The organism is Streptomyces similanensis (assembly GCF_039543625.1).
In the GTDB taxonomy this organism is placed as follows: Bacteria; Actinomycetota; Actinomycetes; order Streptomycetales; family Streptomycetaceae; genus Streptomyces; species Streptomyces similanensis.
In genome coordinates this window covers 65,065-90,504 of the sequence record NZ_BAABKC010000086.1, presented here as the reverse complement: position 1 = coordinate 90,504, position 25,440 = coordinate 65,065, and the positions used below count along the sequence as shown (strand labels likewise).

Annotated in this window: 24 protein-coding genes; 12 read left to right on the top strand and 12 right to left on the bottom strand. The window is 72.3% G+C overall.

What is annotated here, in order from left to right; translation table 11 throughout:
* Positions 1 to 31 precede the first annotated feature (31 nt).
* A complete protein-coding gene (recO, locus tag ABEB07_RS27240; protein ID WP_164584628.1) occupies positions 32 to 778 on the bottom strand; it encodes a DNA repair protein RecO in 747 nt (248 codons plus the stop codon).
* A gap of 177 nt (positions 779 to 955) precedes the next feature.
* Here recO and ABEB07_RS27235 point away from each other — a divergent pair, with 177 nt between their 5' ends.
* Positions 956 to 2,485, top strand: a complete 1,530-nt coding sequence (locus tag ABEB07_RS27235; RefSeq protein ID WP_345670713.1) for an alpha/beta hydrolase — start codon at positions 956 to 958, stop codon at positions 2,483 to 2,485.
* A 64-nt stretch (positions 2,486 to 2,549) separates the two neighbouring features.
* Here ABEB07_RS27235 and ABEB07_RS27230 read toward each other — a convergent pair whose 3' ends face one another.
* The 6 genes from ABEB07_RS27230 to ABEB07_RS27205 form a co-directional block, all read right to left on the bottom strand.
* Complete coding sequence (locus ABEB07_RS27230) at positions 2,550 to 3,800, bottom strand: hypothetical protein (RefSeq protein ID WP_345670712.1); 1,251 nt, start codon at positions 3,798 to 3,800, stop codon at positions 2,550 to 2,552.
* A gap of 78 nt (positions 3,801 to 3,878) precedes the next feature.
* Positions 3,879 to 4,892, bottom strand: coding sequence for an SCO2521 family protein (locus tag ABEB07_RS27225; protein ID WP_345670711.1), 1,014 nt, complete (start codon positions 4,890 to 4,892; stop codon positions 3,879 to 3,881).
* Between the two features lies 1 nt (position 4,893).
* On the bottom strand, positions 4,894 to 5,859 hold the full coding sequence (locus ABEB07_RS27220) for an SCO2522 family protein (RefSeq protein WP_345670710.1): 966 nt from the start codon (positions 5,857 to 5,859) through the stop codon (positions 4,894 to 4,896).
* Positions 5,856 to 6,773 (bottom strand): SCO2523 family variant P-loop protein, encoded by a 918-nt coding sequence (locus tag ABEB07_RS27215; protein ID WP_176148887.1) that lies wholly within the window; start codon positions 6,771 to 6,773, stop codon positions 5,856 to 5,858. The genes ABEB07_RS27220 and ABEB07_RS27215 overlap by 4 nt, the downstream gene beginning before the upstream one ends.
* 3 nt (positions 6,774 to 6,776) lie before the next feature.
* The gene (locus ABEB07_RS27210; protein WP_176148888.1) at positions 6,777 to 8,621 is read right to left on the bottom strand and encodes an SCO2524 family protein; all 1,845 of its coding nucleotides are present in this window, start codon (positions 8,619 to 8,621) and stop codon (positions 6,777 to 6,779) included.
* A gap of 52 nt (positions 8,622 to 8,673) precedes the next feature.
* Positions 8,674 to 9,429: an SCO2525 family SAM-dependent methyltransferase gene (locus tag ABEB07_RS27205; RefSeq protein ID WP_176148889.1), complete on the bottom strand. Its 756-nt coding sequence runs from the start codon at positions 9,427 to 9,429 to the stop codon at positions 8,674 to 8,676.
* Positions 9,430 to 9,769: 340 nt separating this feature from the next.
* On the opposite strand from ABEB07_RS27205, the gene ABEB07_RS27200 reads away from it, so the two are divergent.
* The gene (locus ABEB07_RS27200; RefSeq protein WP_345670708.1) at positions 9,770 to 10,333 is read left to right on the top strand and encodes a GNAT family N-acetyltransferase; all 564 of its coding nucleotides are present in this window, start codon (positions 9,770 to 9,772) and stop codon (positions 10,331 to 10,333) included.
* 109 nt (positions 10,334 to 10,442) lie between these two features.
* Here the strand turns inward: ABEB07_RS27200 and ABEB07_RS27195 are convergent, their stop codons facing one another.
* Positions 10,443 to 11,141 carry a TerB family tellurite resistance protein gene (locus ABEB07_RS27195; protein WP_176148891.1) on the bottom strand — a complete coding sequence of 233 codons (699 nt, stop codon included), beginning with the start codon at positions 11,139 to 11,141 and terminating at the stop codon, positions 10,443 to 10,445.
* Between the two features lie 183 nt (positions 11,142 to 11,324).
* On the bottom strand, positions 11,325 to 13,046 hold the full coding sequence (leuA, locus tag ABEB07_RS27190) for a 2-isopropylmalate synthase (protein WP_164585281.1): 1,722 nt from the start codon (positions 13,044 to 13,046) through the stop codon (positions 11,325 to 11,327).
* A gap of 378 nt (positions 13,047 to 13,424) precedes the next feature.
* On the opposite strand from leuA, the gene ABEB07_RS27185 reads away from it, so the two are divergent.
* The 7 genes from ABEB07_RS27185 to ABEB07_RS27155 all read left to right on the top strand — a co-directional run bounded on the left by ABEB07_RS27185 (position 13,425) and on the right by ABEB07_RS27155 (position 19,622).
* Entirely contained in the window at positions 13,425 to 14,495 is a 1,071-nt protein-coding gene (locus tag ABEB07_RS27185; protein ID WP_176148892.1) for a M4 family metallopeptidase, read from the top strand.
* A 21-nt stretch (positions 14,496 to 14,516) separates the two neighbouring features.
* Positions 14,517 to 14,783 (top strand): protealysin inhibitor emfourin, encoded by a 267-nt coding sequence (locus ABEB07_RS27180; RefSeq protein ID WP_345670707.1) that lies wholly within the window; start codon positions 14,517 to 14,519, stop codon positions 14,781 to 14,783.
* A 57-nt stretch (positions 14,784 to 14,840) separates the two neighbouring features.
* Positions 14,841 to 16,169, top strand: coding sequence for a GH1 family beta-glucosidase (locus ABEB07_RS27175; protein WP_345670706.1), 1,329 nt, complete (start codon positions 14,841 to 14,843; stop codon positions 16,167 to 16,169).
* A gap of 188 nt (positions 16,170 to 16,357) precedes the next feature.
* Positions 16,358 to 17,437: a PhoH family protein gene (locus tag ABEB07_RS27170; protein ID WP_345670705.1), complete on the top strand. Its 1,080-nt coding sequence runs from the start codon at positions 16,358 to 16,360 to the stop codon at positions 17,435 to 17,437.
* Positions 17,438 to 17,449: 12 nt separating this feature from the next.
* Positions 17,450 to 17,947, top strand: coding sequence for an rRNA maturation RNase YbeY (gene ybeY / locus ABEB07_RS27165; protein ID WP_164584855.1), 498 nt, complete (start codon positions 17,450 to 17,452; stop codon positions 17,945 to 17,947).
* Between the two features lie 5 nt (positions 17,948 to 17,952).
* A complete protein-coding gene (locus ABEB07_RS27160) occupies positions 17,953 to 19,266 on the top strand; it encodes a hemolysin family protein (RefSeq protein ID WP_176148895.1) in 1,314 nt (437 codons plus the stop codon).
* Positions 19,263 to 19,622 carry an MmcQ/YjbR family DNA-binding protein gene (locus ABEB07_RS27155; protein ID WP_176148896.1) on the top strand — a complete coding sequence of 120 codons (360 nt, stop codon included), beginning with the start codon at positions 19,263 to 19,265 and terminating at the stop codon, positions 19,620 to 19,622. Before ABEB07_RS27160 ends, ABEB07_RS27155 begins: the two co-directional genes overlap by 4 nt.
* A gap of 15 nt (positions 19,623 to 19,637) precedes the next feature.
* Here the strand turns inward: ABEB07_RS27155 and ABEB07_RS27150 are convergent, their stop codons facing one another.
* Positions 19,638 to 21,065 (bottom strand): MFS transporter, encoded by a 1,428-nt coding sequence (locus tag ABEB07_RS27150; RefSeq protein ID WP_345670703.1) that lies wholly within the window; start codon positions 21,063 to 21,065, stop codon positions 19,638 to 19,640.
* A gap of 145 nt (positions 21,066 to 21,210) precedes the next feature.
* Here ABEB07_RS27150 and ABEB07_RS27145 point away from each other — a divergent pair, with 145 nt between their 5' ends.
* Together ABEB07_RS27145 and ABEB07_RS27140 are read left to right on the top strand one after the other, a co-directional pair.
* Positions 21,211 to 22,032 carry a helix-turn-helix transcriptional regulator gene (locus ABEB07_RS27145; protein WP_239146440.1) on the top strand — a complete coding sequence of 274 codons (822 nt, stop codon included), beginning with the start codon at positions 21,211 to 21,213 and terminating at the stop codon, positions 22,030 to 22,032.
* Positions 22,033 to 22,132: 100 nt separating this feature from the next.
* Positions 22,133 to 22,489: a cytidine/deoxycytidylate deaminase family protein gene (locus ABEB07_RS27140; protein ID WP_176148898.1), complete on the top strand. Its 357-nt coding sequence runs from the start codon at positions 22,133 to 22,135 to the stop codon at positions 22,487 to 22,489.
* A gap of 30 nt (positions 22,490 to 22,519) precedes the next feature.
* On the opposite strand, the gene ABEB07_RS27135 is transcribed toward ABEB07_RS27140, so the two are convergent.
* A complete protein-coding gene (locus ABEB07_RS27135; protein WP_176148899.1) occupies positions 22,520 to 22,858 on the bottom strand; it encodes a P-II family nitrogen regulator in 339 nt (112 codons plus the stop codon).
* Positions 22,855 to 24,168 carry an ammonium transporter gene (locus ABEB07_RS27130; RefSeq protein WP_345670755.1) on the bottom strand — a complete coding sequence of 438 codons (1,314 nt, stop codon included), beginning with the start codon at positions 24,166 to 24,168 and terminating at the stop codon, positions 22,855 to 22,857. The genes ABEB07_RS27135 and ABEB07_RS27130 overlap by 4 nt, the downstream gene beginning before the upstream one ends.
* Before the next feature lie 256 nt (positions 24,169 to 24,424).
* Here ABEB07_RS27130 and era point away from each other — a divergent pair, with 256 nt between their 5' ends.
* Complete coding sequence (gene era, locus ABEB07_RS27125) at positions 24,425 to 25,378, top strand: GTPase Era (protein WP_164584848.1); 954 nt, start codon at positions 24,425 to 24,427, stop codon at positions 25,376 to 25,378.
* Positions 25,379 to 25,440 lie beyond the last annotated feature (62 nt).

The following is a 25,440-nucleotide window of genomic DNA, read 5'->3' as shown; positions in this document are numbered from 1 at the left end:
GCTTACTGCGCCTACGTCGCTTACTTCGCGCTTACTTCTCGACGTACCTGAGCGAGCGCAGACCGCGCTCCAGGTGCCAGTGCAGGTAGGCGGACACCAGCCCGCTGCCCTCCCGCACGAACCGCGGCTCGCAGGCGTCCGCCGTCGCCCAGTCCCCGGTGAGCAGCGCACCGAGCAGGACGAGCGTCTGCGGCGAGGGTACGACACTGCCGGGCGCCCGGCAGTCGACGCAGACGGAGCCGCCGGAGGCCACCGAGAAGAACCGGTTCGGCCCGGGCATCCCGCACCGGGCGCAGTCGCCGAAGCTCGGCGCGTAGCCGTTGACCGCGAGCGAGCGCAGCAGGAACGCGTCGAGCACCAGGTGCGGGGCGTGCTCGCCCCGGGCCAGAGTGCGCAGGGCGCCCACGAGCAGCAGGTACTGCTGCACGGCCGGCTCGCCCTCGTGGTCGGTGAACCGCTCCGCGGTCTCCAGCATGGCGGTGCCCGCGGTGTAGCGGGCGTAGTCCATGACGATCCCGCCGCCGTACGGCGCGATGGTCTCGCTCTGCGTGCACAGCGGCAGCCCGCGTCCGATCAGCTCGCTGCCCCGCGCGAAGAACTGCACGTCCACGTGCGAGAACGGCTCCAGCCTGGCCCCGAACTTCGACTTCGTCCGCCGCACGCCCCGGGCCACCGCCCGCACCCGTCCGTGCCCGCGGGTGAGCAGGGTGATGATCCGGTCCGCCTCGCCCAGCTTCTGGGTGCGCAGCACGATGCCGTCGTCGCGGAACAGACTCATCGCGCACCGTCGCGGAACAGGCTCATGCGCCCATTGTCGCGTACCCGGACCCGGCGCCGGACCATGCACGGGGCCCGCGGCTCCGGTTCCCTAGGGGAACCCACGGGGGTAAACCCCCCGAAGATCCGGGCAGTTGCCCGGATGTGGCGGGCGGCCCCGATCGGTGAGGCTCGTCACATGACGCACTCCACTCGCAGCCGTGTCCGCCGCGCCGCCGCCCTCGCCGGCGTCTGCGCCGTCGTCCTCGGCCTCACCGCGCCCGCCGCCACGGCCTCCACCGCTCCCACCGCCTCCTCCGCCTCCGCCTCCGCCTCCGCCGAGCGCACCACCTTGAACTGGACGAAGTGCGCGGGCGGCGCCGCCGACCCGCGCCGGCAGTGCGCCACGCTGAAGGTCCCCATGGACTACGCCGACCCGCACAGCCCGCTCATCGACATCGCCGTCTCCCGCGTCCCGAGCGAGAAGACCTCCGCCCGGCGCGGCGCGCTGTTCCTCATCCCGGGCGGCCCCGGCAACTCCAGCCTCGACGACCCGTCCGGCAAGGGCCGAAGACTGCCGCAGGAGGTCCGCGACGCCTACGACCTGATCGGCTTCGCCCCGCGCGGCCTGGCCCCCTCCACCGCCGTCGACTGCGGCCTCGACCACGCCGACCTCGCCACCTCCCGGCTGCGCCCCTGGCCGGCCCCGGACGGCTCCGTCGACGGCAATCTGGCCACCGCGCGCCGCACGGCCGCCGCCTGCGCCCGCAACGGCGGCGAGCTGATCCGGCACCTCAGCACCGCGAACGAGGCCCGCGACCTCGACCGCCTGCGCGCCGCCCTCGGCGAGCGGAGGATCTCCGCCTGGGGCGTGTCGTACGGGACGTACGTCGGCGCGGTCTACAGCCGGCTGTTCCCCGAGCGCACCGACCGGATCGTCCTGGACAGCAACGACAACCCCGATCCCGGCCTGGTCGGCCGGGCCTGGCTCGCGGGGCACGAGCGGGGCGTGGAGGACGTCTTCCCGGACTTCGCCGCCTGGGCCGCCGCGCCCGGCAACCCGGACCGCCTGGCCGAGCGGGCCGCCGACGTCCGGCCGCTGTTCCTGGCGCTCGCCGCCCGGCTCGACCGCTCCCCGATCCCCTGGCCCGGTGCCAACCCCGAGGAGCTGAACGGCAACGTGCTGCGCCAGACCATGCTGGACAGCCTCTACGCGCCGGCCAAGTACCCGGCCCTGGCGCAGCTGATCCGGGCCGCGCGGCAGGGCACGGTGCCGCCCGCCCCCGCGAGCCCGCCGGAGGCCGTGCTCCAGAACGTCACCGCCGTCGGCGCCGGCACCCTGTGCGGCGACGTCGCCTGGCCGCACGGTGCCGCCGCCTACCGCGCGGACGTGGCCGCGAGCCGCGCGGAGTTCCCGCTGACCGCTGGCATGCCGCGCAACGCGATGCTGTGCGCCGCCTGGCCGTACGCGCCGAAGGAGGCGCCGGTGCGCATCACGGGCGACGGACCGGCCAACGTCCTGCTGGTGCAGAACGAACGCGACGTCGCCACCCCGCTCAGCGGCGCGCGGAAGCTGCGTAAGGCGTTCGGCGGGCGCGCGGTCATGGTGACCGTGAACTCCACCGGCCACGACGCCTACCTCGCCAACGGCAACGCCTGCGGCGACCGCGTCGTGTCCGACTTCCTGGCGGGCGGAGCGCGCCCGGCGACCGATCTGTACTGCCGCTGACCCCGTACGGCACCCCGGCCCCTCAGCCCCGGCCCCTCAGCCCTGGCCCCTCAGCCCCGGCCCGTCAGCCCCGGTCCACCATCCAGGTGCCGTCCTCCTCGTCGTCCACGCGCACCTCCAGCTCGCGCACGCCCATGCCCGCGTCCCAGAGTTCCTTGAACCGCTTCATCCGGTCCTGGACGTGGTCCTGGCGGGCGATGAGGCGGGTGCGGACGTTGACGTCGCGCAGGTCCTGGTCGATCTCGAAGGACGCCTCCTCGTCGTAGACGATGAAGTCGTTGGTGGTGCCGCGCTGTAGGTGCGGCGGCAGTTCGGGCAGGACCGCGACGCGCACCTCGATGCGCAGCAGTTCCTGCTCCTCGCACAGCCGCAGCAGCCGGTCGTCCAGTTCGCGGGCGCTCTCCAGCAGGAACACCCGGCGCACGCTCACCCCGCGCTCCTCGATGGCCTCCTGCTGCGCCTGGAGGTAGCGGCTGGCGGGCTCGCTGTTCCAGAACTGGCGGTCCACGGAGGTGCTGGTGGCGCAGACGGACTGCTCGGCGGCGCGGGTCAGGGAGAGCATCCAGTCGTGGTTCTCGCCGGGGCACTCGGCGCTCAGATTGGTGAGGTCGCTCATGTGTCCGACCACCCGCTTCATCTCCAGGCGGACGAACGTGTAGAGGATCGGCGGCTGGGGCGCCAGCACCTCGGCGAAGCTCTTGGCCAGCTCGGGCACGCTGTCGATACGGACCCGGTCCGGGCCGGGGTAGGGGTCGGCGGACCGCTCCACCTCGGAGACCCGGCTCTCCACCAGCTGCCGCACGCTCTCGGTGTGCCGGGTCAGTCCGGTGCGCAGTTCCTCGGACTGGCGGTCGAGGCCCGAGCGCAGCTCCCGCGCCTGGCGGGCCAGGCCGCCGCGCAGTTCCTCGTCGTGCCGTTCGAGCCGGTGGACGCTGTCGCGCACCGCGGCGGCGGTCTCGGTCAGCAGGCTCTCCGTGCGCCGGGTGTGCTCCTCCACCCGCCGGTCCAGGCCCAGCACGTACTGGACGAGCACCGCGGCGGCGGCGCAGAGCAGCCCGGTCGCGAACTGCCTGAGCGGCGCGGTGTCCGGGCTCAGCAGCGCGGTGACGCCCCAGGCGAGGCCGCCCAGGACGGCGCCGGCCGCCAGCCGGCGGCCCCACCGGGACCGGTCGGCGTCCGCCGTCAGGGCGCGCCGGAGACCGCCGGCGGTAGGCGGCGGCCCGCCCGGCGGGCCGGGGGCCGCCGGGCCGGCCGGGCGCGCCGTGGCCGGTGCGCCCGCCGCCTCCTCGGGCTGGGGTGACTGTGCCGTGCTCATCTCGCTTCTCCCCCCGTTGGGATGCGCGTCGGAATCGGGGTGCGGGGACGTGCGTGACGGACCTGGTCGGGCGTCCGGTCAGGGAGCCGGCTCCACCTCCCGGTACAGCGCCGGGATGGCGTGCAGGGCGAGCTGGTCGCGGATGCGCTGCACCAGCGCCAGCCACTGCCGGGTGAATCCGGGCCGCTCCTCCAGCGCCTCCCACAGCGGGGCCAGTTCCGCGGCCACCCGGGCCCGCGGCATCCACAGGTGCAGCAGGTGGTCGACGGCGGGGCGGAGGGCGGCGAGGACGGCGGGGCGCTCCGGCGCGCCGGGTCTGGACCGCGGCGGCGTACCGGAGCCCAGGGCGATGCCGTCGAGCATGCGGACCAGGGTGGTCAGCAGCCAGTCGTGCAGGGCCAGGTCGTCGCAGAGCACGGCGATCTCGGCGCTGTCGGTGTCCTCGGGCACCCGGAGCCGTACGGTGCGCAGCTCGTCCTCGGCCAGGGTGAACCGTTCCAGACTCGGGCCCTCGCCGGGGTGCGCGGGCAGCGCCGCCCAGCGCAGCCGGGTGGGGCGGGAGCGCAGCGGCGGGCAGTGGTCGAGCAGGGGGTGGCGCAGCAGCCGGGTGAGCAGTCCGTCGGCGATGAGCCCGACGTCGAGGTCGCCGTGCCGGCCGCCGTCGAGCACGCCGTGGGCGACCGCCTCGTGGGGCAGCTTGCCGAACGGTTCGAGCACTCCGGGCCGCACCAGGTAGTGGCCCCACGGCCGGCGCTGGTCGGGGCCGGTGGCCGGGAGGCGGAAGTAGGCGGAGGTCTGCAGGACGCGGCCCTCGGTGAGCGCGGCCCGGGCGACGACGGTGCCGACCGCGCGGACCCGGGCGCCGTTGGCGCTGGGCAGCGGGCAGTCGACGCCGGTCAGGGTCTCGGGCGAGCGGGCGTAGAGGTTGGGGCGCTCGGAGAGCAGGACGCGTTCGTCGGCGCGCAGGCCGAGGAGCTGGGCGGCGGCCCGGATGTCGAGCGCCTGCCGGGTGGGCAGCAGGCAGGTGCGGATCTCGCCGCAGACGAGCACCGCGCCCTCCTCCCGCGGTCCGGGTCCCCTTCCCGCCGCCATGTCAGGGGCCCGCGTAGAAGACGTAGGAGACGCGGTCGGCGACCGAGTCGGGCACGGGCACGCCCTCGCGGGCGGAGCGCTCGGCGGCCTGGCGCAGCGCCGCCGTGTCCACCTCGGTCTGGTCGAGGACGACGCGGACGGCGTGTTCGACGGGTAAGAACCGGTTCGGGAGCACCGAGCAGGTCCGGTAGGCGGCGAACGGGTCCGCGCGCGCGTTGAGCCGGACCAGCGAGGGCAGTTCGTCCCAGTCGTCGGGGAAGTCCTGGCCGGTGTGCGCGTCGGGGGTGAAGAGGGGTTCGCCCTCGTGGCGCAGCAGGCCGAGGCGGGCGAGCTGCCACACGGCGGCGAGGAAGGGACAGGACCAGGTGCGGTGTCCGTCGGCGTCGTCGTTCCACAGTTCGACGTCGAGGAAGACGGAGTGCCGGCGGGCGGCGGTCTCCTGGGGCGGCTGCCAGGCGGTGGCCGGCTTCATCGCCTGCGGGGCCCGGGCCACCGGGCTGCGCTCGCCGTTGGCCAGCCAGCCGGTCTGGGCGGCGGGCGGGCGGTTGCCGTAGCTGCCGGGCGGCGGCGACTCGACGATGCGGGCGGCGACCGCCTGGGCGACGGGCACCTTGCCGGTGACGGCGCAGCCGGACTCGCGGGCGAGGTAGTCGATCCGCAGTCCGGCCCGGTCGGCCTCGGCGAGCAGCAGCGGGACGAGTTCGCGGGGGCTGGAGAAGCGGGTGAAGTAGTCGTCGATCAGGAAGCAGGTGCTGATGCGGGGACGCCGGCCGCCGGTGCGGGCCGCCGCGGCGGCGCGGGCGGCCTCCACCCAGGGGCGGACCTGGGTGAAGTGCTCGCGCAGCCGGTGCGGTCCGGCCTCGAAGTCCTCCATGTAGAGGTGTCCCAGCTCCAGGGAGAGGTGGGACAGCGGCACCGACTGGGTGCGCGGTTCCGCGGTGGTCTCGCGGAACGCCGCCTCCGTCATGGCCGCCCCCAGTGCGCGTCGTCCGTCAGCCGCAGGGCGATCTCCTCCAGGGCCTCCAGGGTCTCCTTGTTGGCTATCTGGGTGGAGAGGACGTCCTCTTCGGTGATCAGCTGTTCGCGCCACTGGAGGATCGGTTCCAGGGGGACGATGCCGAGGACGACGCTGTCGCCGATGCGGTGTTCGGCGGCGAGCCGGCGCAGCGTCTCGTCGCAGGCCTGCATCCAGGCGGCCTGGGCGGGCGAGCCCTGGGACCACAGCGGCGACTCCGGGTCGGGCACGGCGGCGCGGACGAAGCGGATCGCGGCCCGCAGCGCGTCCTCGTCGTGGCCGCGCTCCACGCCGCCCTTGATGATGCCGTGCTCCTTGTGGACCAGTCCGGCGGCGGCGATGACGTGCTGGCGGGTCCAGCGGTGGAAGACCAGCCAGCGGAAGGGGACGTTGCGCATCCGGGGGTGGGCGGTGGCGGCCAGGACCATGTCGACGGCGTAGCTGCGGCCGGCGCTGAGGTCGACCACGATCAGGTCGAACTCGCCGTTGAGCCGCAGCAGCAGGTCGATGCAGCGCTCGAGGGCCTCCTCGCCGGTGGCGAACTCGCCGCCGCCGGCGTCGCCGGGGAGCAGGACCAGGCGGCCGGACTGGTTGGGGCGGGCGCGCAGCAGCGGGTGCTCGGTCTGCCGCCAGACGTCGATCCGGACCGGCTCGGCGATCTCGCCCTCCAGGTAGGAGTGCAGTCCGCGTTCCTCGGTGCCGCGCATCGCGCTGGGCACGTCGAAGACGGCGGCGGCGGTCGGCGAGCCGAAGTCGAAGTCGACGTAGGCGACGTGGTCGCCGGTCAGGGCGCGCTGGTAGGCGAGGTTGGCGCTGGTCACCGAGCGGCCGGTGCCTCCCTTGTCGGAGGCGGCGAAGACGAGCACGGCTCACACCTCCTGTGTCGCGGCGCCCCTGGCCTGGGCCAGGGTGTCGAGTTCCTGGAGCACGGGCAGGGCGAGCGCGAAGGCGGTGGCGGGCCGCTCGTCCAGGAGGGTGCGGGCGCGGTCGAGGCGGCTCTCGATGCTGCGCATGGTGCGGGCCCGGGTGCCGTCGCCGGTGGCGGACGCCTCCAGTTGCTCCTTGCCGAACAGATGGGTGGCCTCGCTGAGCAGTTCCCGGGCCAGCTGGCCCAGTTCGGGGCTGCGGATGGGCTGCTGTTCGTAGAGGTTGCGGGCGGCGACGAGGCATTCGGTGAGGCGCTCGGTGATGCTCCAGGACAGGCGCGGGGCGGTGTGCCGCGCCTCGGGGTAGACGGACCGGACGTCGTCCCAGAGTTCCAGTCCGTGGCCCGCGTCGATGCGCCGGTCCCACAGGTGTTCGAAGGTCATCTCGGCCAGGCGCAGCAGGCGGTCCTGGGCGTCGATGTTGCGGGAGAGCGTCGCGAGCTGGATGGTCCGTTTCAGCAGCTGGGCGGAGAAGTCGGTCATCCGCCACAGGAGCAGTCCGCCGGAGCGGTCGGAGCCGGCCAGCGGCATGGTGACGCCGGAGCTGTGCATCCGGAGGATGGGGTCCTCCCGGGTCATCCGGCTGGTGATCCGGCCGCGGTCGGCCAGCCGCTCCATGATGGCGACGGTGCGGGTGAGGTCGTCGTCGGTGGCCTTCCGGCGGATCAGGTCGTGCACGAGGATGGCCGCGACGGTCAGCGAGAAGTACTCGGACTCCAGGCGCAGTCCGGTGGTCTGCCAGGGCAGGTCCTCCAGCGGCCAGCGCTCGCTGCCGAAGCGGGCGACGGCCGACCAGTACTGCTGGCTCAGCTCCCAGCGCAGCCGCAGCGCTTCGGCGAGTTTCTGCTGGTCGGCGTCGAGCAGACCCAGGGTGAGGGTGCGCTCGGAGAACAGGTCCTGGATGCCGTCGAGGGCGACGACGGTGAAGTACACGTACGGCAGCCGGTCGGCGATGCCGTCGGGCTGGCCGGGGACCTGGACGTCGAGGTCGGTGACCTTGGGCGCGTCCTGCACCACGCCCCAGGCCCAGCCGCACTCGAAGAGCTGGGTCTCGTCCCGGATGCTCTCGTCGACCTGGATGCCGCGGGTGAGGCTCTCGATGATGGTGGCGCGCAGCGGGCGGAACCGGCGGGAGAACTGCTGGAGGACGGCCCGCTCGGACTGTCTGTTCTGTCCGATGACCTGGATCAGCCGGCGGCCCTGCTCGGACTCGGCGTCGAAGACGTTGACGGTGAAGGAGCGCAGCAGGCTGATCATCGCGGAGGTCAGCCGGGCGTTGGTGGCGTCGCGCAGTTCCACGACGGCTCGGCGCACCTCGGGGCGGGTGGTGGTGCTCTCGTAGACCTTGAGGAAGCCGAGGGTGGCCAGGCACAGGGTGACGGACATCGAGTAGGAGTCCACCACGCCCAACTGGCTCTGCTCGTGGGTGAGTTCGAGCTTGGTGTCGGAGGGTTTGAAGTAGTGGCCGCCGGCGAAGGTGGGGCTCTCGTCCGCTCCGGTGTGGGTGCGCATGAACTGGGTCAGCGCGGTGATCAGGTTGGGCGGGATCTCCAGCCGGCTGCCGACGCCTTCTAGGGCGCGCAGGACGTCGCGTTCGGTGGTGTCGGGCTGGTCGAGGCGGAAGGCGGGGACCTCGGTGGCGGGGTACAGCAGGCAGAGCAGGCGTTCGGCGTCGGCCACGCTGCTCAGCCCGTCGGTCTCCTCCAGGACGAGCTTTCCGTCCTCGAAGGAATGACGGCCGATGGCCCGCCAGACGTCCAGCAGATGCTGCCGTGGCTTGATCTGCATCCCCGCACCCCTCGTACAGATCTCGTTGCCTGTCCCGACATGGTCCCCGTTCCTAGGGGACGGCAATCTCCGAATTCCGCCGCCCCAGGGCGAGGAGCATGCCCTCGTGGCCCGGCCGTACGACATGGTCGAGATCGTGGATCTCCAGTTCGGCGCTGAAGGGCGCCAGGCTCCCGGCGGCCCGCTCCCGGTTCACCCGGTAGGCGGGGTAACGGTGCTCGCCGACGTCGTAGCCGATGGACTCCTTCATGAACGCGACCGCGTACGGCGCCCCCTCGCCGAGCGCGTTCATGAAGCAGGACACGCCCCGCTGGAACTCCTCGGGGCACTCGGACATGGAGTCGGCGACGAAGAACATCGTCCCGATGTCCCAGCGCCGGTGTCCGTCGAGGTCGAACAGGTTGAGCCGCTCGACCCGGACGATCTCGCTGACCCGGCTCCTGGGCTCGGCGACGTCCCGGTAGGCGGGGCGTTCCCGCAGCACCTCCCAGAACGCGTCCCAGGCCCCGTCGAAGCCCTCCGGCGCGACCTGCCGCTCCAGGTACTCGACGTTCGGCTGGGCGTATTCGAGCAGCATCAGCTTGGCGCACCAGGGAAGCATGGAGAGCGCGGGGTAGAGGTTCGCGCCGGCGCCGACGTCGACGCCCCACAGCGAACGCGGGGTGACGTCGGCCAGACAGCGGCCGAAGTAGTCGCGCAGCAGCCGCACGATCTGGAGGTCCGCCTCCAGCGGCGTGCGGTAGTTGTTGTCGACGTACACCTCTGGATCGAACTTCGACCAAGGTGCGTCAGCGTTGCGATCCATCATCACCCTGCCGCGTTCCGTTCGTCTTCCGAGCTAGCCCGTGTGCCGTGTTCTGAGCCGTGGACGTCGTCGGCGAGTGAGGCGGCATCCCCGTATCCCCGCACGGTAGGCCCACCCGAGGGGCGCAGACAGCCGGGAATACGCCACTCCCCTTGTGCAGGGGGCACTCGGGCGCACGTCAGCACACCTGGGCGCACACGCTAACTCGCCCTTGCACGCGCGGAGTTGGGCGGCCCACTCTAGTCAGAACGGAGCACCGGCCGCTACCGAACCTGGATTCATTCCTTCGGGTAACGCCGGTGCCCCGTCGAGTTGACGCCCGCACGTCCGACTGGGGGGTGGCATGACCGCCGAACCGCTGGAACGATCCCTGGACCGCCACGATCAGCTCACGGCCGAGGCGCCGTTCCCGGAACCCCCGCCGCCGGTGCTGCGCACGGCCCGGATCGCCGACCTGCCCGAACTCCAGCGCCTGGACGCGGAGGTCTTCCAGGAGTTTGCCTACCCGGGCTTCCTGCTGCGCCAGCTCTTCGACATGTACGCGGAGCACTTCCTGGTCCTCGACGACGGCGCGGGCCGGCTGCGCGGGTACGTGCTGGCCGGCACCACGGCGCTGGACCGCGACAGCTGGATCCTCGGCCTGTGCGTGACGCACGACCGCCGCCGCAACGGGCTGGGCCGGGAACTGATGATCGAGGTCCTCGCCCGGCTGCGGCGCAGCGGGATCGAGCAGGTCAGGCTGACCGTGGAGCCCGCCAACCGGGCCGCGGTCCTGCTCTACCGCTCGCTGGGCTTCCGCCCCGAGGAACCGGACGGGGGGCTGCGCCGGGACTACTTCGGCCCGGCCATGGACCGCCTGGTGCTGCGCCTGGAACTGGGGGCCGGGCCGCTGAGGCCGGGCCGGTGACGCCTGGGCCGCCGCGGATCGCTGACGCCGGGCCGGTGACGCCGCGCCGCTGAGGCCGGTGGGCCGCTGACGCCGGTGGCCCGCCGTCGCCCGCGGGCCCCGGCCGGGGTCAGGACGGGGTGCGGGCCGCGGCCAGCAGGCGGGTCACGTCGTCCGCGCAGATCGTCAGCGCCGCCCCGACGGTGGCGAGGGCGTCGCGTTCGGCGGGGGTGTAGGGGCCGTCGGCCAGGGCGATGCGGGCGGCCTGGAGGAGGATCGACTCGCGGCCGGCGGCGGCCAGGTGGGGGGCCAGCGGGTCCAGCGCCTCGTGCAGCTCTATGGCCAGGCCCGTGGTGCAGGGCTGCTCCTCGTAGACCCGGCCGGTGTCCGCGGCCAGCGCCTCCACCAGCGAGGCGAGCCGCTCCTCGGTGCAGTCGGCGACGCCGGCGGCGCGGACGGCGGCCGCCGCGGTCTCCAGGCTCGTCCGGGCGCCCGCGCCGCCCGCGCAGAGCACGGCGAGGGCGACGGTGTGCACGGCGTCGCGGAGCATCGCGGAGAAGCGGCTCGTGGTCGGATGGTCCAGGGCGTCGGTGCCGAAGTGGCCGCGGCAGGCGGCGCACTCCACGACCGGCCCGGCCGCGCCGCGCGGCAGCACGGGCACGCCGAGGACGGTGAACCGCCGCCGGCCGCTCAGCCGCTGGTAGTTGCGGTCGCCGCCGCAGCCGGGGCAGAAGAACTCGCCGTCGCCTACGGGCGTCCACGAGGTGCGGGTGCCCAGCACGCGGGCGTGCCCGGCGGCACGGTCGTCTCGTCCCCGTACAGGCAGCACGTCGCACCTCCGTCACCTCGCGGCAACATCGCCGCGATGGCGTGATGTTAGCCACATCGGTGAGGCTGAGTCAGTACCCCGGACGAGACCTTTCCGTGACCTGGCCGGTAACCGACGCCACGGAAAACGGGCTCCGACCGCCCGAAGAGGCGGCCGGAGCCCGGAAAACACCGGTCAGTGCGGTCAGCGGGCCGCCCGGTTGACGGCCGAGACGACCGCCTTCAGCGACGCACGTGTCGTGTTCGCATCGATGCCGATGCCCCACAGGACCTTGTCCTCGATCGCGCATTCGATGTACGAGGCGGCCAGCGCGGAGGCGCCCTCGCTCATCGTGTGCTCCTGGTAGTCCAGCAGGCGTACGTCCACGCCCACGGAGTGCAGGGCGTCGAAGAACGCGGAGATCGGGCCGTTGCCGGAGCCGGTCAGGACGGTGTCCACGCCGTCCACCTGGGCCTCGACGGTGAGGCTGTCCACGCCGTCGGTGTCGGTGGTGGACTGGCCGTTGTTGACCTGGATGCGGCCCCACGGGTTGTCCGGGTTGGGCAGGTACTCGTCCTGGAAGACCGACCAGATCTCCTTGGGCGTGACCTCGCCGCCCTCGGCGTCCGTCTTGGCCTGGATGATCTTCGAGAACTCGATCTGCATCCGGCGCGGCAGGTCCAGCTTGTGGTCGTTCTTCAGGACGTAGGCGATGCCGCCCTTGCCGGACTGCGAGTTGACGCGGATGACGGCCTCGTAGGAGCGGCCGACGTCCTTGGGGTCGATGGGCAGGTACGGCACCGCCCACTCGATGTCGTCGACCGTGACGCCCTTGGCCGTCGCGTCGGCCTCCATGGCGTCGAAGCCCTTCTTGATGGCGTCCTGGTGGGAGCCGGAGAAGGACGTGTAGACCAGGTCGCCCACGTACGGGTGGCGCGGGTGGACCTCCATCTGGTTGCAGTACTCCCACGTACGGCGGATCTCGTCGATGTCGGAGAAGTCGATCTGCGGGTCGACGCCCTGCGAGAACAGGTTCATGCCCAGGGTGACCAGGTCGACGTTGCCGGTGCGCTCGCCCTGCCCGAACAGGCAGCCCTCGACACGGTCGGCGCCGGCCATGACGGCCAGCTCGGCGGCCGCGACGGCCGTGCCGCGGTCGTTGTGCGGGTGCACGGACAGGCAGACGTGCTCGCGGCGGGACAGGTTGCGGCCCATCCACTCGAAGCGGTCCGCGTGCGTGGAGGGCGCCGAACGCTCCACCGTGGCGGGCAGGTTGAGGATGATCTCGCGGCCCGGGCCCGGCTGGTAGACGTCCATCACCGCCTCGCAGACCTCCAGCGCGAAGTCCAGCTCGGTGTCGGTGAAGATCTCCGGGCTGTACTGGTAGCCGAATTCCGTCTCCGGGCCCAGCAGCTTGTCGGCGTACTCCATCACCAGACGGGTGCCGTCGACGGCGATCTGCTTGATGTCGTCCCTGGAGCCGCGGAACACGACCCGGCGGAAGACCGGCGCGGTGGCGTTGTACAGGTGGACGGTGGCGCGCCTGGCGCCCTTCAGCGACTCCACGGTCCGCTCGATCAGGTCCTCGCGGGCCTGGGTCAGCACGGAGATCGTGACGTCGTCCGGGATCGCGCCCTCCTCCTCGATGATGGAGCGCACGAAGTCGAAGTCGGTCTGGCCGGAGGCCGGGAAGCCGACCTCGATCTCCTTGTAGCCCATCTTGACCAGCAGGTCGAACATCGCGCGCTTACGGGCGGGCGACATCGGGTCGATCAGGGCCTGGTTGCCGTCGCGCAGATCGGTGGAGAGCCAGCGCGGGGCGGCGGTGATCCGCTTCTCGGGCCAGGTGCGGTCGGGGATGGCGACCTGCTCGTAGCCGCCGTACTTGTGGACCGGCATGGAACTGGGCTGCTGGCGATTGACCATGGTTGCGTGGGCTCCTCGGGAAGTCCGCGGGATGCGGGGCCAAAAAGGCGGCCGACGGCGCAACGCCAGACTCCGCGGGGAGGGGGTCGGCCTCGACTACAGGCCCTCGCCGCGGCAGCTAAGGAGAAGCAGCCCGAAACGCATGATGCTGTGCACCTTAGCCGAGCCGCGCCGGACGTGCGGGCCTCGTCCAGTATGCGAAATCGGGGGGACGAACCGGACAGAACGTGTGCGATGTCACGCCGCCGCCCGCCCGATGTCACGCCACGCAACCGCCCTTTACCCTGCGCGGCCGCACCGCAACCGTCTTGACCCGTTATTTCACCAATCAAGGTTGCAGGTAGTGACATTGGCGTAACGCAGTGCGATGGTCGAAGCATGACGACTCACGGGGGCCTCGAGCCCGTCTTCTGCGCCATCGTGCCGCCGCACGTCCTCGACCGCCTCGCCCGCAGCGAGGACCCCGCGCTGCACGGCCCCGCGCGCCGCACCCTCCAGCGCGACGCCATGGAGCGCACCCGGCGCCATCTGACCGCCGTCACCGGCGCCGCCGCCGTGACCCCGCCCGCCGGCAAGCAGGCCGGGCAGCCGCACCGCACGGTCTACGACGCGGGGCACGGCACCGACCTGCCCGGCCGCAAGGTCCGCGCGGAGGGCCAGCAGCCCGGCAAGGACGCCAGCGTCAACCGCGCCTACTCCGGCCTCGGCGCCACCTTCGAGCTGTACCTGAAGGCGTACAAACGCGACTCCATCGACGGCCGCGGGCTGCCGCTGGACGCCTCCGTGCACTACGACGAGAAGTACAACAACGCCTTCTGGAACGGCGAGCAGATGGTGTTCGGCGACGGCGACGGCGAGATCTTCCTCGACTTCACCATCCCGGTGGACGTCATCGGCCACGAGCTGACGCACGGCGTCACCCAGCACACCGCCAACCTGGAGTACCAGGGCCAGTCCGGCGCGCTCAACGAGTCGGTCTCCGACGTCTTCGGCTCGCTGATCAAGCAGTACACCCTCGGCCAGACCGCCGCGGAGGCCGACTGGCTGATCGGCGCGGGCCTGCTCGCCCCGCGCGTCACCGGCAAGGCGCTGCGCTCCATGAAGGCGCCCGGCACCGCCTACGACGACGACGTGCTCGGCAAGGACCCGCAGCCGGCCACCATGGACCACTACGTCCACACCGGCAGCGACAACGGCGGCGTGCACATCAACTCCGGCATCCCCAACCACGCCTTCTACCTGGCCGCCACCGAACTCGGCGGCCACGCCTGGGAGAAGGCGGGCCAGGTCTGGTACGACGTGCTGACCGGCGGCAAGCTCACGTCGGACGCGCAGTTCGCCGACTTCGCCACGCTCACCGTCAAGGCGGCCCGGGAGAGGTACGGCGCGGGCGACGAACTCCAGGGCGTGAAGAAGGCATGGGAACAGGTGGGGGTGCGGACGCTCTGAATCCGTACTAGACACGGAGCCATGCGTATTCAGGTACGGCGTACGGGCGGGTTCGCAGGCATCGAGCGCAACGCCGAGGTGGACACCGACGAGCGGTCCGACGCCCAGGAGTGGCGGTCACTGGCCGAGAAGGTGCTGACCGCGGGCGAGAGCGCGCGCGAGCCCGTGGTCCCGGACGGCTTCAGCTACGAGATCACCGTGGACGGCCGCACGATCCGCGCCGCCGACCCCCGGCTCACCGAGGACCAGCGGGAGCTGATCTCCCGCGTACTCAAGGAGGGAGCGTAACTACCGCCTCCGGCACGGGCGTTGACTTCCCTTACCGCCGGTACGGATGATCCGCGCATGGCGACTGACGCAGGCACCACGGGCCCAGGCACCCCGCTCCCCCGGTTCCCGGACGGCTTCCTGTGGGGCGTGTCCACCTCGGCGCACCAGATCGAGGGCGCGGCCGGCGAGCGCGAGCCGTCCGTGTGGGACGCCTTCGCCGCCGAGCCGGGCCGGATCAAGGACGGCTCGACCGCCGCGGTGGCCTGCGACCACGTCCACCGCCACCGGGAGGACGTGGCCCTGCTGGCCGGGCTCGGCGTGGACGCCTACCGCTTCTCCGTCTCCTGGCCCCGGGCCGGCTCCCCGGGCGGGCTCGACTTCTACGACCGGCTCGTGGACGACCTGTGCGCGGCCGGGGTGCGTCCCGTCCCCACCCTCTTCCACTGGGACCTGCCGGCCCGGCTGGACTGGCGGGAGCGGGACACGGCGGCCCGGTTCGCGCAGTACGTCTCGACGGTCGCCGAGCGGCTGGGCGACCGCGTCACCCAGTGGATCACCCTCAACGAGCCGGCCGAGCACACGCTGCTGGGCCACGCGCTCGGTGTGCACGCTCCCGGCGAGCGGCTCCTGTTCGACGCGCTGCCGGTCGCCCACCACCAGCTCCTCGCGCACGGGCTCGCGGTGCGGGCGCTGCGCGCCGCCGGGGCGCGCCACATCGGCGTCGCCAACTCGCACGGCCCGACCTGGCCGGCCTCGCGGGCGGAGGCGGACGTGGCGGCGGCGGACTTCTACGACATGCTGCTCAACCGCCTCTTCGCCGATCCGCTGCTGCTCGGCGCCTACCCGGCCGGGCTCGGCGAGCTGATGCCGGGCGACGTCGAGGCGGACCTGAGGATCATCGCGGAGCCGCTGGACTGGTACGGGATCAACTACTACGCCCCCGCGTGCGTCGGCGCCCCGCAGGAGAACGGGAGCGACGTCGGCGGCGTGTCCGTCCCGGCGGAGCTGCCCTTCTCGCTGCGCGAGATCGAGGGGTACCCGGTCACCGACTTCGGCTGGCCGGTCGTGCCCGAGGGGCTGACGGAGCTGCTGACCGGCTTCCGCGACCGCTACGGCGACCGCCTCCCGCCGATCGTCGTCACCGAGAACGGCTGCTCCTACGAGGGCCTGGACGACCAGGCCCGGATCGCCTACCTGGACGGCCACCTGCGCGCCCTGCACCGGGCCCTGGCGGCGGGCGTGGACGTGCGCGGCTACTTCGTGTGGTCCCTCCTGGACAACTGGGAGTGGGCGGAGGGCTACACCCGCCGCTTCGGCCTGGTCCACGTCGACTACGCGACTCAGCGGCGCACGCCGAAAGCGTCGTACGCGTGGTTCCAGGAGGTGCTGCGGGCGCAGCGGTGATCCGCCGGCGGGCGGCGACGCGTACGGGCCCGGCAGCCCACGCCCGCGCGCGCCCGCGTGACCGTGCGGCCGGGCCGCCGAGAAGTCCTACGGCGTTGTCACTCGCCCGTCGTACCCTGGGAAGCGCGAGGCCGCCCTCAGCTGTGCGGCCGTGACGAGGAGGAATCGCAGGCGTCGAGCGCCGGCCCATGACTCAGACATCCGCAGCCAACACCCCCGCGCAGGGGCAGGCGAGAGCAGAGTTCACCGTCCCCGCCCAGCACCCCATGGTGACCGTCCTGGGCTCCGGCGACTCCCTTCTGCGCGTGATCGAGAAGGCCTTCCCGGCAGCCGACATCCATGTCCGGGGCAACCAGATCAGCGCGGTCGGCGACACGGCGGACGTCGCCCTGATCCAGCGCGTGTTCGACGAGATGATGCTGGTGCTCCGCACCGGGCAGCCGATGACGGAGGACGCAGTGGAACGCTCGATCGCCATGCTCAAGGCGAGCGAGAACGGGGAGAGCGACGGCCAGGAGACCCCGGCCGAGGTCCTGACGCAGAACATCCTGTCCTCGCGGGGCCGCACCATCCGCCCCAAGACGCTCAACCAGAAGCGCTACGTCGACGCGATCGACAAGCACACGATCGTCTTCGGCATCGGCCCGGCCGGTACCGGCAAGACCTACCTGGCCATGGCCAAGGCGGTGCAGGCCCTGCAGTCCAAGCAGGTCAACCGCATCATCCTGACCCGTCCGGCGGTCGAGGCCGGCGAGCGCCTCGGCTTCCTGCCGGGCACCCTCTACGAGAAGATCGACCCCTACCTGCGCCCGCTGTACGACGCGCTGCACGACATGCTCGACCCCGACTCGATCCCCCGCCTGATGGCCGCCGGAACCATCGAGGTCGCCCCGCTGGCATACATGCGGGGGCGTACTCTCAATGACGCCTTCATCATTCTGGACGAGGCGCAGAACACCAGTCCCGAGCAGATGAAGATGTTCCTCACCCGGCTCGGCTTCGACTCGAAGATCGTGATCACGGGCGACGTCACGCAGGTGGACCTGCCCAACGGCACGAAGAGCGGTCTGCGGCAGGTGCAGGACATCCTGGAGGGCGTCGACGACGTCCACTTCTCCCGCCTGTCGTCGCAGGACGTCGTACGCCACAAGCTCGTGGGCCGTATCGTCGACGCGTACGAGAAGTACGACAACACGCACGGCACCGAGAACGGCGGCGCGGCCAAGGCGCGTCCCAGGGCCGCCGGGCACGGGCACAAGGGGAAGTAGACCAGCACGACCATGTCGATCGACGTCAACAACGAGTCCGGAACCGAGGTCGACGAGCAGGCGATCCTCGACATCGCCCGCTACGCACTGGCCCGGATGCGCATCCACCCGCTCTCCGAGCTCTCGGTGATCGTCGTGGACGCCGACGCGATGGAGCAGCTGCACATCCAGTGGATGGACCTGCCGGGCCCCACGGATGTCATGTCCTTCCCGATGGACGAGCTGCGGCCGCCGAGCAAGGACGAGGAGGAGCCCCCGCAGGGGCTCCTCGGCGACATCGTGCTGTGCCCGGAGGTCGCCACCAGGCAGGGCGCCGAGGCGCCCACCCAGCACTCCATGGACGAGGAGCTCCAGCTGCTCACCGTCCACGGGGTGCTGCACCTGCTCGGCTACGACCACGAGGAGCCGGACGAGAAGGCCGAGATGTTCGGCCTCCAGGCCGCGATCGTGGACGACTGGCGTGCCGAGAAGGGCCTGACCGGCCCCTCCCCGGCGCCCACCGTCTCGTAACGCCGATGAGTCCTCAGATCGTCGTCGGGGCGGTCGCCCTGGTCGTCGTGGCGTGGCTCGCCGCCTGCGCGGAGGCGGGCCTCGCCCGGATGTCGAGCTTCCGGGCCGAGGAGGCCGCGAAGTCCGGCCGCCGGGGCGCCGCCAAGCTGGCCCAGGTCGCCGCCGACCCGACCCGCTATCTGAACGTGGCGCTGCTGGTGCGGGTCGCCTGCGAGATGGCGGCGGCCTCGCTGGTCACGTACGCGTGCCTGGAGGCGTTCGCCGGCACGGCCGAGGCGCTGGCGGTCGCGATCGCGGTCATGGTCCTCGTCTCCTACGTCGCCGTCGGGGTCTCCCCGCGCACCATCGGCCGCCAGCACCCGCTGAACACGGCGACCGTGGCGGCGTACGTGCTGGTGCCGCTCGCCCGGATCATGGGGCCGATCCCGTCGCTGCTGATCCTGATCGGCAACGCGCTCACGCCCGGCAAGGGCTTCCGGCGCGGCCCGTTCGCCTCGGAGGCGGAACTGCGGGCGCTGGTGGATCTGGCCGAGCAGGAGTCGCTGATCGAGGACGAGGAGCGCCGGATGGTGCACTCGGTCTTCGAGCTGGGCGACACCCTGGTGCGGGAGGTCATGGTGCCGCGCACCGACCTCGTGGTCATCGAGCGGTACAAGACCATCCGGCAGGCCCTCACCCTGGCCCTGCGCTCCGGTTTCTCGCGCATCCCGGTCACCGGCGAGAGCGAGGACGACGTGGTCGGCATCGTGTACCTGAAGGATCTGGCCCGCCGCACCCACATCAGCCGGGACGCGGAGAACGACCTGGTGTCCACGGCGATGCGCCCGGCCGTGTTCGTGCCGGACACCAAGAACGCCGGCGACCTGCTGCGCGAGATGCAGAAGGAGCGCAACCACGTCGCGGTCGTCATCGACGAGTACGGCGGCACGGCCGGCGTCGTCACCATCGAGGACATCCTGGAGGAGATCGTCGGGGAGATCACCGACGAGTACGACCGCGAGCTGCCGCCGGTGGAGGAGCTGGGCGAGGACCGCTACCGCGTCACCGCCCGCCTCGACATCACCGACCTGGGCGAGCTGTACGGCCTGGAGGAGTACGACGACGAGGACGTGGAGACGGTCGGCGGGCTGCTCGCCAAGGCGCTGGGCCGGGTGCCCATCGCCGGGGCGTCCGCCGCGGTGGAGCTGCCCGACGGGCGGACGCTGCGGCTGACCGCCGAGGCCGCGGCCGGCCGCCGGAACAAGATCGTGACCGTGCTGGTGGAGCCGGTGCCGGCCGAGCCGGCCGAGGACGCCGACGAGGAGAAGAAGCCGGAGTGACCCCCCAGGAGCTGCGCGCCCTGTGTCTGTCCTTCAACGCCGTCGTCGAGGACTTCCCCTTCAACCCGGAGACCTCCGTCTTCAAGGTGCGGGGCAAGCTCTTCGCCCTCACCGCGCTGGACGCCCGGCCCCTGACCGTCAATCTCAAGTGCGATCCGGAGGACGCCGTCCGCCTGCGCGGTGAGCATCCGGGGCTCGTCGTGCCGGGGTGGCACATGAACAAGCGGCACTGGAACACCGTCACGGTCGACGGCGAGCTCCCGGACCGGCTGGTCCGGGAGCTCGTGGAGGACTCGTACGACCTGGTGGTGGCCGGGCTGCCGCGCGCCGAGCGGCTCCGCCTGGACCGGCCCTAGGGTTTCTCAAGCGGCTCAGGCCGTCCGGCGGGTGCGCAGGCCCAGACCGATCAGGGCCGCCGCCGTGAGGACGATCACCGCGTCCAGGCCGAGGACGGTGTGCACGCCCGCCATCAGGTCGTCGGAGGTGGTGGCCAGCACGCCCAGCAGCGGGATGCCGACCGTGATGCCGACCTGCTGGGTGGAGGTGACCAGGCCGGTGGCCAGGCCCTGTTCCTCGTCGGGCACGCCCGAGGTGACGGTCAGGCCGTAGGAGATGATCGCGCCCAGATGGCACATGCTGGCCAGCGAGACGGCGGCGGTGGCCAGCCACACCGACCAGCCGTGGGTGTCGAGGCCGAGCAGCGCGGCGACCAGCGCGCCCTGTCCGGCCAGCGAGGCCACCAGCGTGCGGCGGGCGCCGAAGCGGCCGATGACCTTCGCGGCGAAGGAGCCGGCGACCGCCGACAGGACGCCCTGGACGCCGAAGACCAGCCCGGTCCGGAAGGCCGACAGGTGCAGGATCTCCTGGAGGTACAGGGTCAGGGCGAAGACGACCGTCGACATCATCGAGAAGGTGACCAGTCCGCCCAGGTTGCCCCAGGCCACCGTGCGGCGGCGCAGCATCGGCAGCGAGACCAGGGGCGCCGTGCTGCGGGACTCGACGACCACGAAGGCGGTCAGCAGGGCGAGTCCGGCGGCCAGCGTGACCAGGACGTCGGCGCGGCCGAAGCCGTGGTCGGCGGCGGTGGACAGGGCGTAGATCAGCGACAGCAGGCCGCCGGTGACGGTGACCGCGCCGGGCACGTCGAGGCGGGGGCGCTGGGGGGTGCGGGACTCGGGCAGCAGGCCCGGGGCGAGCGGCAGCACGATCAGCGCGAACACGGTGAGCAGCGCCATGGTGGAGCGCCAGCCGAGGGCGTCGGTGAGGACGCCGCCGGCGACCATGCCGACGGTGAAGCCCAGCGACAGCAGCGTGCCCGAGATGCCGAGGGCCCGGTCGCGGGCGGGGCCCTCGGGGAAGGTGGTGGTCAGCAGCGACATGCCGGTGGGCACGATCGCCGCCGCGCCCAGGCCCTGAAGGGCCCGGCCGGTCAGGAAGGACGCCGGGTCCCAGGCGAGGGTGGCCAGCAGGGAGGCGGCGCCGAACAGGGCGAGGCCGGTGAGGAAGAGCTTGCGGCGGCCGTACAGGTCGCCGATCCGGCCGAACAGCAGCAGGAAGCCGCCGGAGGGCAGCGCGAACGCGGTGACCGCCCACTGGAGTCCGGCCCGGCTCATGCCGAGGTCGGCGCCGAGTTCGGGGAGCGCCACGTTGAGGACGGAGAAGTCCAGGGCGACCATGAACTGGGCCGCGCACAGGACGAACAGGACCAGTCTGTCGCGCGTCGACAGCCGCGGGGCGCCGAGCGGTTCGGGCTCCCGGACGGGAGGGGTGCTGGATGAGGTGGTGGTGTCGATCGCCATGGCAAGGAGCTTCCTGCGATCGGAACAGCCGTGGGGAGTCGCAACTTATGGTGGTGGTGCCACCACCAGACAGTGCGAAGGGGGAGTCGTGCGCGAGGCGGACGCTTTCAAGAGTCATCGGCTGCGGGAGCTGCGCGAGTTCCTGATGAGCCGGCGGGCCCGGGTGAGTCCGGCCGAGGCGGGGCTGCCGGCGGGCGGCGCCCGGCGGCGCACGCCGGGCCTGCGGCGCGAGGAGGTCGCGGTCCTCGCCGGGGTGGGCGTGTCCTGGTACCAGTGGCTGGAGCAGGGCCGGGACATCTCGGTGTCGCCGCAGGTCCTGGACGCGGTGGGCAGGGTGCTCAGGCTCAGCGACGCCGAGCGGCGCCATCTGTACCTGCTGGCCGGGCTGAACCCGCCCACGCCCGAAGTGCCGCCGGGGAAGCGGGACATGTGCGACGGGCTGCGGCGGCTGATCGACACCTGGATGCCGTATCCGGCGCACATCATGGACATCTACTACAACTGCGTGATGTACAACGACGCCGCCGCGATGGTGCTGGGCATGCGGTCGGACATCACGCAGAACTGTCTCATCGACTTCTTCACCGACCCGCTGTACCGCTCGCGCTCCAAGAGCTGGGAGCGCAACGCGCGCACGGTGGTCGCGCAGTTCCGGGCCGCGTGCGCCGCCCGCCCCGACGACGAGGGCTTCCAGGCGGTGCTGTCGCAGGTCTCCGAGGCCAGCGAGGAGTTCACCGCCCTGTGGCGGGAGCGGGACATCGAGGACCACGGGCAGATCCGCAAGGAGCTGGAGCATCCGCTGGTGGGGCTGCTGTGCGTGGAGTCGACGGCGATGAGGGTGCCGGCCCGCCCGGACCTGATGGTCGTGCTGCACACCCCGCTGGACGAGGCGAACACCGCGGCGAAGATGGAGTGGCTGGCCTCCCCGGAGGGCCGGCGCGGGGCGATGTACCCGGTGGCGGGCTGAGCGGGGGCGAGGGTCCGGCTGCGGGCCGGGCCGGTGCGCGGCGGCCGGCGGGGGCGGCTCCCGCTGCCGGCCGGCCGGTACGGCTCCGTATGCTCGGATCATGACCGACAGCAACGGGCTCGACCCCGAGGACCGCAAGATCGTCACCCTGGCCCGCTCGGTGCGGGCCCGCAACGGCGTGCCGGAGGGCGCGGCCGTACGCGACGAGACGGGCCGCACGTACGCCGCCGGGTCCGTGCACCTGGCCTCGCTGAAGCTGAGCGCCCTGCGGACGGCGGTGGCGATGGCGGTGGCGTCCGGCGCGACGTCGCTGGAGGCGGCGGCGGTGGTCGGCGAGGCGGAGGGGATCGCGCCCGAGGACCTGGCCGCGGTGGGCGATCTGGGCGGGGCCGGGACGCCGGTGCTGCTGGCGGGGCCGGACGGAGCCGTGCGGCTGACCGAGCGGGCCGGGCGGTAGCGAAGTCTTCCGCGGGCGGGTCCCGGTGTCTCAGAGGGCGTCGGGGCCGCGTTCGCCGGTGCGGACCCGTACGACCGTCTCGACGGGCACCGCCCACACCTTGCCGTCGCCGATCTTCCCGGTCTGCGCGGCGCGCACCACGGCGTCGATGACGGCGTCCGCGTCGGCGTCCTCGACGACCACCTCGATGCGCACCTTGGGCACCAGGTCGACCCGGTACTCGGCGCCGCGGTACACCTCCGTGTGCCCGCGCTGGCGGCCGTACCCGCTCGCCTCGGTCACGGTCAGCCCTTGCACGCCCAGTTCCTGGAGCGCGGTCTTCACCTCGTCGAGGCGGTGCGGCTTGATGATCGCGGTGATGAGCTTCATGCCTGGGTCTTGGCCTTCTGGGCGGAGGAGAGGGCGGGGGACGCGCCGACCGGGGCGCCGTGCCCCAGGACTCCGTGATCGTAGGCCGTCTCGGCGTGCACCGTAAGGTCAAGGCCGGTGTGCTCGTGCTCCTCGTCGGCGCGCAGGCCCATGACCCGGTCGAGCAGCTTGCCGAGCCCGTACGTCACGGTGAAGGCGTACGCCCCCACGGCGGCCACCGCGAGCAACTGACGGCCGAGCGGGGCGAGTCCGCCGCCGTAGAGGAGTCCTTCGGGGCCGCCGGTCATCGCGCGCTCGGCGAACAGGCCGATGAGCACGGTGCCGATGACGCCGCCGACCAGGTGGACGCCGACGACGTCGAGGGAGTCGTCGTAGTCCAGCCGGAACTTCCAGCTCACGGCGACGGAGCAGACGGCGCCCGCGGCGAGGCCGACGACCAGCGCGCCGAGCAGGGAGACGGCGCCGCAGGACGGGGTGACGGCGACCAGGCCGGCGACCGCGCCGGAGGCGGCGCCGAGCGTCGTCGGATGGCCGTCGCGCCGGTGTTCCACGAACAGCCAGCCGAGCAGGCCGGTGCAGCCGGCGGCGAGCGTGTTGAGGAAGGCCGCGGCGGCCAGGCCGCTCGCGCCCATCGCGGAGCCCGCGTTGAAGCCGAACCAGCCGAACCAGAGCAGTCCGGCGCCGAGCATCACCATGGGCAGGTTGTGCGGGCGCATGGCGTCCTTCTTGAAGCCCAGGCGCGGGCCGAGCACCAGGCACAGGGCGAGGCCGGAGGCGCCGGAGGTGATCTCCACGGGCAGTCCGCCGGCGAAGTCGAGCGCGCCGAGGTCATGGCAGATCCAGCCGCCCGGGCCCCACACCCAGTGGGCGACGGGGACGTATACGACGAGCGCCCAGACCGGCACGAAGACCAGCCAGGCCGCGAACTTCGTCCGGTCCGCGACCGCGCCGCTGATCAGCGCGGCGGTGATGATCGCGAAGGTGAGCTGGAAGGTGGCGAACAGGAGGGTGGGGACGGTGCCGTGCACCGAGGCGGGGCCGATGCCGGCGAGGCCGGCCTGGTGCAGGCCGCCGATGAGTCCGGCCGCCGTGTCGTCGCCGAAGGCGAGGGAGTAGCCGCAGGCCAGCCAGACGACGGTGACCAGGGCGATCGACACGAAGCTCATCATGAGCATGTTGAGGACGCTCTTGGTGCGCACCATGCCGCCGTAGAAGAGGGCGAGGCCCGGGGTCATCAGCAGCACCAGCGCGGTCGCGGCGAGCAGCCAGGCGGTGTCGCCGGTGTCGACGCGGGAGCCGGCGGCCGCCAGCTGGAGGGCGTGCGCGCAGGGTGAGGCTCGGACGGCGGGTACGGCTTGGGCGGCGGCGGCCAGGGTGACGGGCTCCACGGGCGGCGTCTCCTCGCTGTGGGGGCTCGTCAGAGGGTCACCGGTACGCGTTTCCGGTCGCGTACGGGTGTGTTTCGGTGACGTTTCGTGTCCCGCCGGGGGTTTCCGGGAGCCGGCCGGGGGGCGGCCGGCGGGCGGGCGTGCGTGGCGGTCCCGTCGATCAGGGACAATGGGCGCCATGAGCGTTCGCACCCAGACATCCGAGCAGCCCGGCGACACGGTCCACCGGGCGGGCTTCGCCTGCTTCGTGGGACGCCCCAACGCGGGCAAGTCCACTCTTACGAACGCTCTGGTCGGGCAGAAGGTCGCGATCACCTCGAACCGGCCGCAGACGACCCGGCACACCGTGCGGGGCATCGTGCACCGGCCGGACGCGCAGCTGATCCTGGTGGACACCCCCGGACTGCACAAGCCGCGCACGCTGCTGGGCGAGCGGCTGAACGACGTGGTGCGCGCGACGTGGGCGGAGGTCGACGTGATCGGCTTCTGCCTGCCGGCCGACCAGAAGCTCGGCCCCGGCGACCGGTTCATCGCCAAGGAACTGGCCGGGATCAAGCGGACCCCGAAGGTCGCGATCGTCACCAAGACGGACCTGGTGGACTCCAGGGCGCTGGCCGAGCAGCTGATCGCGATCGATCAGCTCGGCAAGGAGCTGGGGATCACCTGGGCGGAGATCGTGCCGGTGTCGGCGACGGCCGGCCAGCAGGTGGACCTGCTGGCCGACCTGCTGATCCCGATGCTGCCGGAGGGGCCGGCCCTGTACCCCGAGGGCGACCTGACGGACGAGCCCGAGCAGGTGATGGTGGCCGAGCTGATCCGGGAGGCCGCCCTGGAGGGCGTGCGGGACGAGCTGCCGCACTCCATCGCGGTGGTGGTGGAGGAGATGCTGCCGCGGGAGGACCGGCCGGCGGACAAGCCGCTGCTGGACATCCACGCGAACGTCTTCATCGAGCGGCCGAGCCAGAAGGGGATCATCATCGGCCCCAAGGGCAAGCGGCTCAAGGAGGTCGGGATCAAGTCCCGCAAGCAGATCGAGGCGTTGCTCGGCACGCCGGTCTTCCTCGATCTGCATGTGAAGGTCGCGAAGGACTGGCAGCGCGACCCCAAGCAGCTGCGGCGACTCGGCTTCTAGGGCCCCATTTCCCACCCGCCCACCCGACTCGGCAGGAAACAGGGCCCCCTCGGGGCTCCGCC

Coding starts and splice junctions, on each gene's coding strand:
- ybeY (WP_164584855.1), top strand. CDS start 17,450: ATGTCGATCGACGTCAACAACGAGTCCGGAACCGAGGTCGACGAGCAG.
- recO (WP_164584628.1), bottom strand. CDS start 778: ATGAGTCTGTTCCGCGACGACGGCATCGTGCTGCGCACCCAGAAGCTG.
- ABEB07_RS27200 (WP_345670708.1), top strand. CDS start 9,770: ATGACCGCCGAACCGCTGGAACGATCCCTGGACCGCCACGATCAGCTC.
- ABEB07_RS27210 (WP_176148888.1), bottom strand. CDS start 8,621: ATGCAGATCAAGCCACGGCAGCATCTGCTGGACGTCTGGCGGGCCATC.
- leuA (WP_164585281.1), bottom strand. CDS start 13,046: ATGGTCAATCGCCAGCAGCCCAGTTCCATGCCGGTCCACAAGTACGGC.
- ABEB07_RS27140 (WP_176148898.1), top strand. CDS start 22,133: ATGACCGACAGCAACGGGCTCGACCCCGAGGACCGCAAGATCGTCACC.
- ABEB07_RS27230 (WP_345670712.1), bottom strand. CDS start 3,800: ATGAGCACGGCACAGTCACCCCAGCCCGAGGAGGCGGCGGGCGCACCG.
- ABEB07_RS27145 (WP_239146440.1), top strand. CDS start 21,211: ATGAGCCGGCGGGCCCGGGTGAGTCCGGCCGAGGCGGGGCTGCCGGCG.
- ABEB07_RS27160 (WP_176148895.1), top strand. CDS start 17,953: ATGAGTCCTCAGATCGTCGTCGGGGCGGTCGCCCTGGTCGTCGTGGCG.
- ABEB07_RS27225 (WP_345670711.1), bottom strand. CDS start 4,892: ATGGCGGCGGGAAGGGGACCCGGACCGCGGGAGGAGGGCGCGGTGCTC.
- ABEB07_RS27150 (WP_345670703.1), bottom strand. CDS start 21,065: ATGGCGATCGACACCACCACCTCATCCAGCACCCCTCCCGTCCGGGAG.
- ABEB07_RS27205 (WP_176148889.1), bottom strand. CDS start 9,429: ATGATGGATCGCAACGCTGACGCACCTTGGTCGAAGTTCGATCCAGAG.
- ABEB07_RS27220 (WP_345670710.1), bottom strand. CDS start 5,859: ATGACGGAGGCGGCGTTCCGCGAGACCACCGCGGAACCGCGCACCCAG.
- ABEB07_RS27175 (WP_345670706.1), top strand. CDS start 14,841: ATGGCGACTGACGCAGGCACCACGGGCCCAGGCACCCCGCTCCCCCGG.
- ABEB07_RS27135 (WP_176148899.1), bottom strand. CDS start 22,858: ATGAAGCTCATCACCGCGATCATCAAGCCGCACCGCCTCGACGAGGTG.
- era (WP_164584848.1), top strand. CDS start 24,425: ATGAGCGTTCGCACCCAGACATCCGAGCAGCCCGGCGACACGGTCCAC.
- ABEB07_RS27185 (WP_176148892.1), top strand. CDS start 13,425: ATGACGACTCACGGGGGCCTCGAGCCCGTCTTCTGCGCCATCGTGCCG.
- ABEB07_RS27180 (WP_345670707.1), top strand. CDS start 14,517: ATGCGTATTCAGGTACGGCGTACGGGCGGGTTCGCAGGCATCGAGCGC.
- ABEB07_RS27235 (WP_345670713.1), top strand. CDS start 956: ATGACGCACTCCACTCGCAGCCGTGTCCGCCGCGCCGCCGCCCTCGCC.
- ABEB07_RS27170 (WP_345670705.1), top strand. CDS start 16,358: ATGACTCAGACATCCGCAGCCAACACCCCCGCGCAGGGGCAGGCGAGA.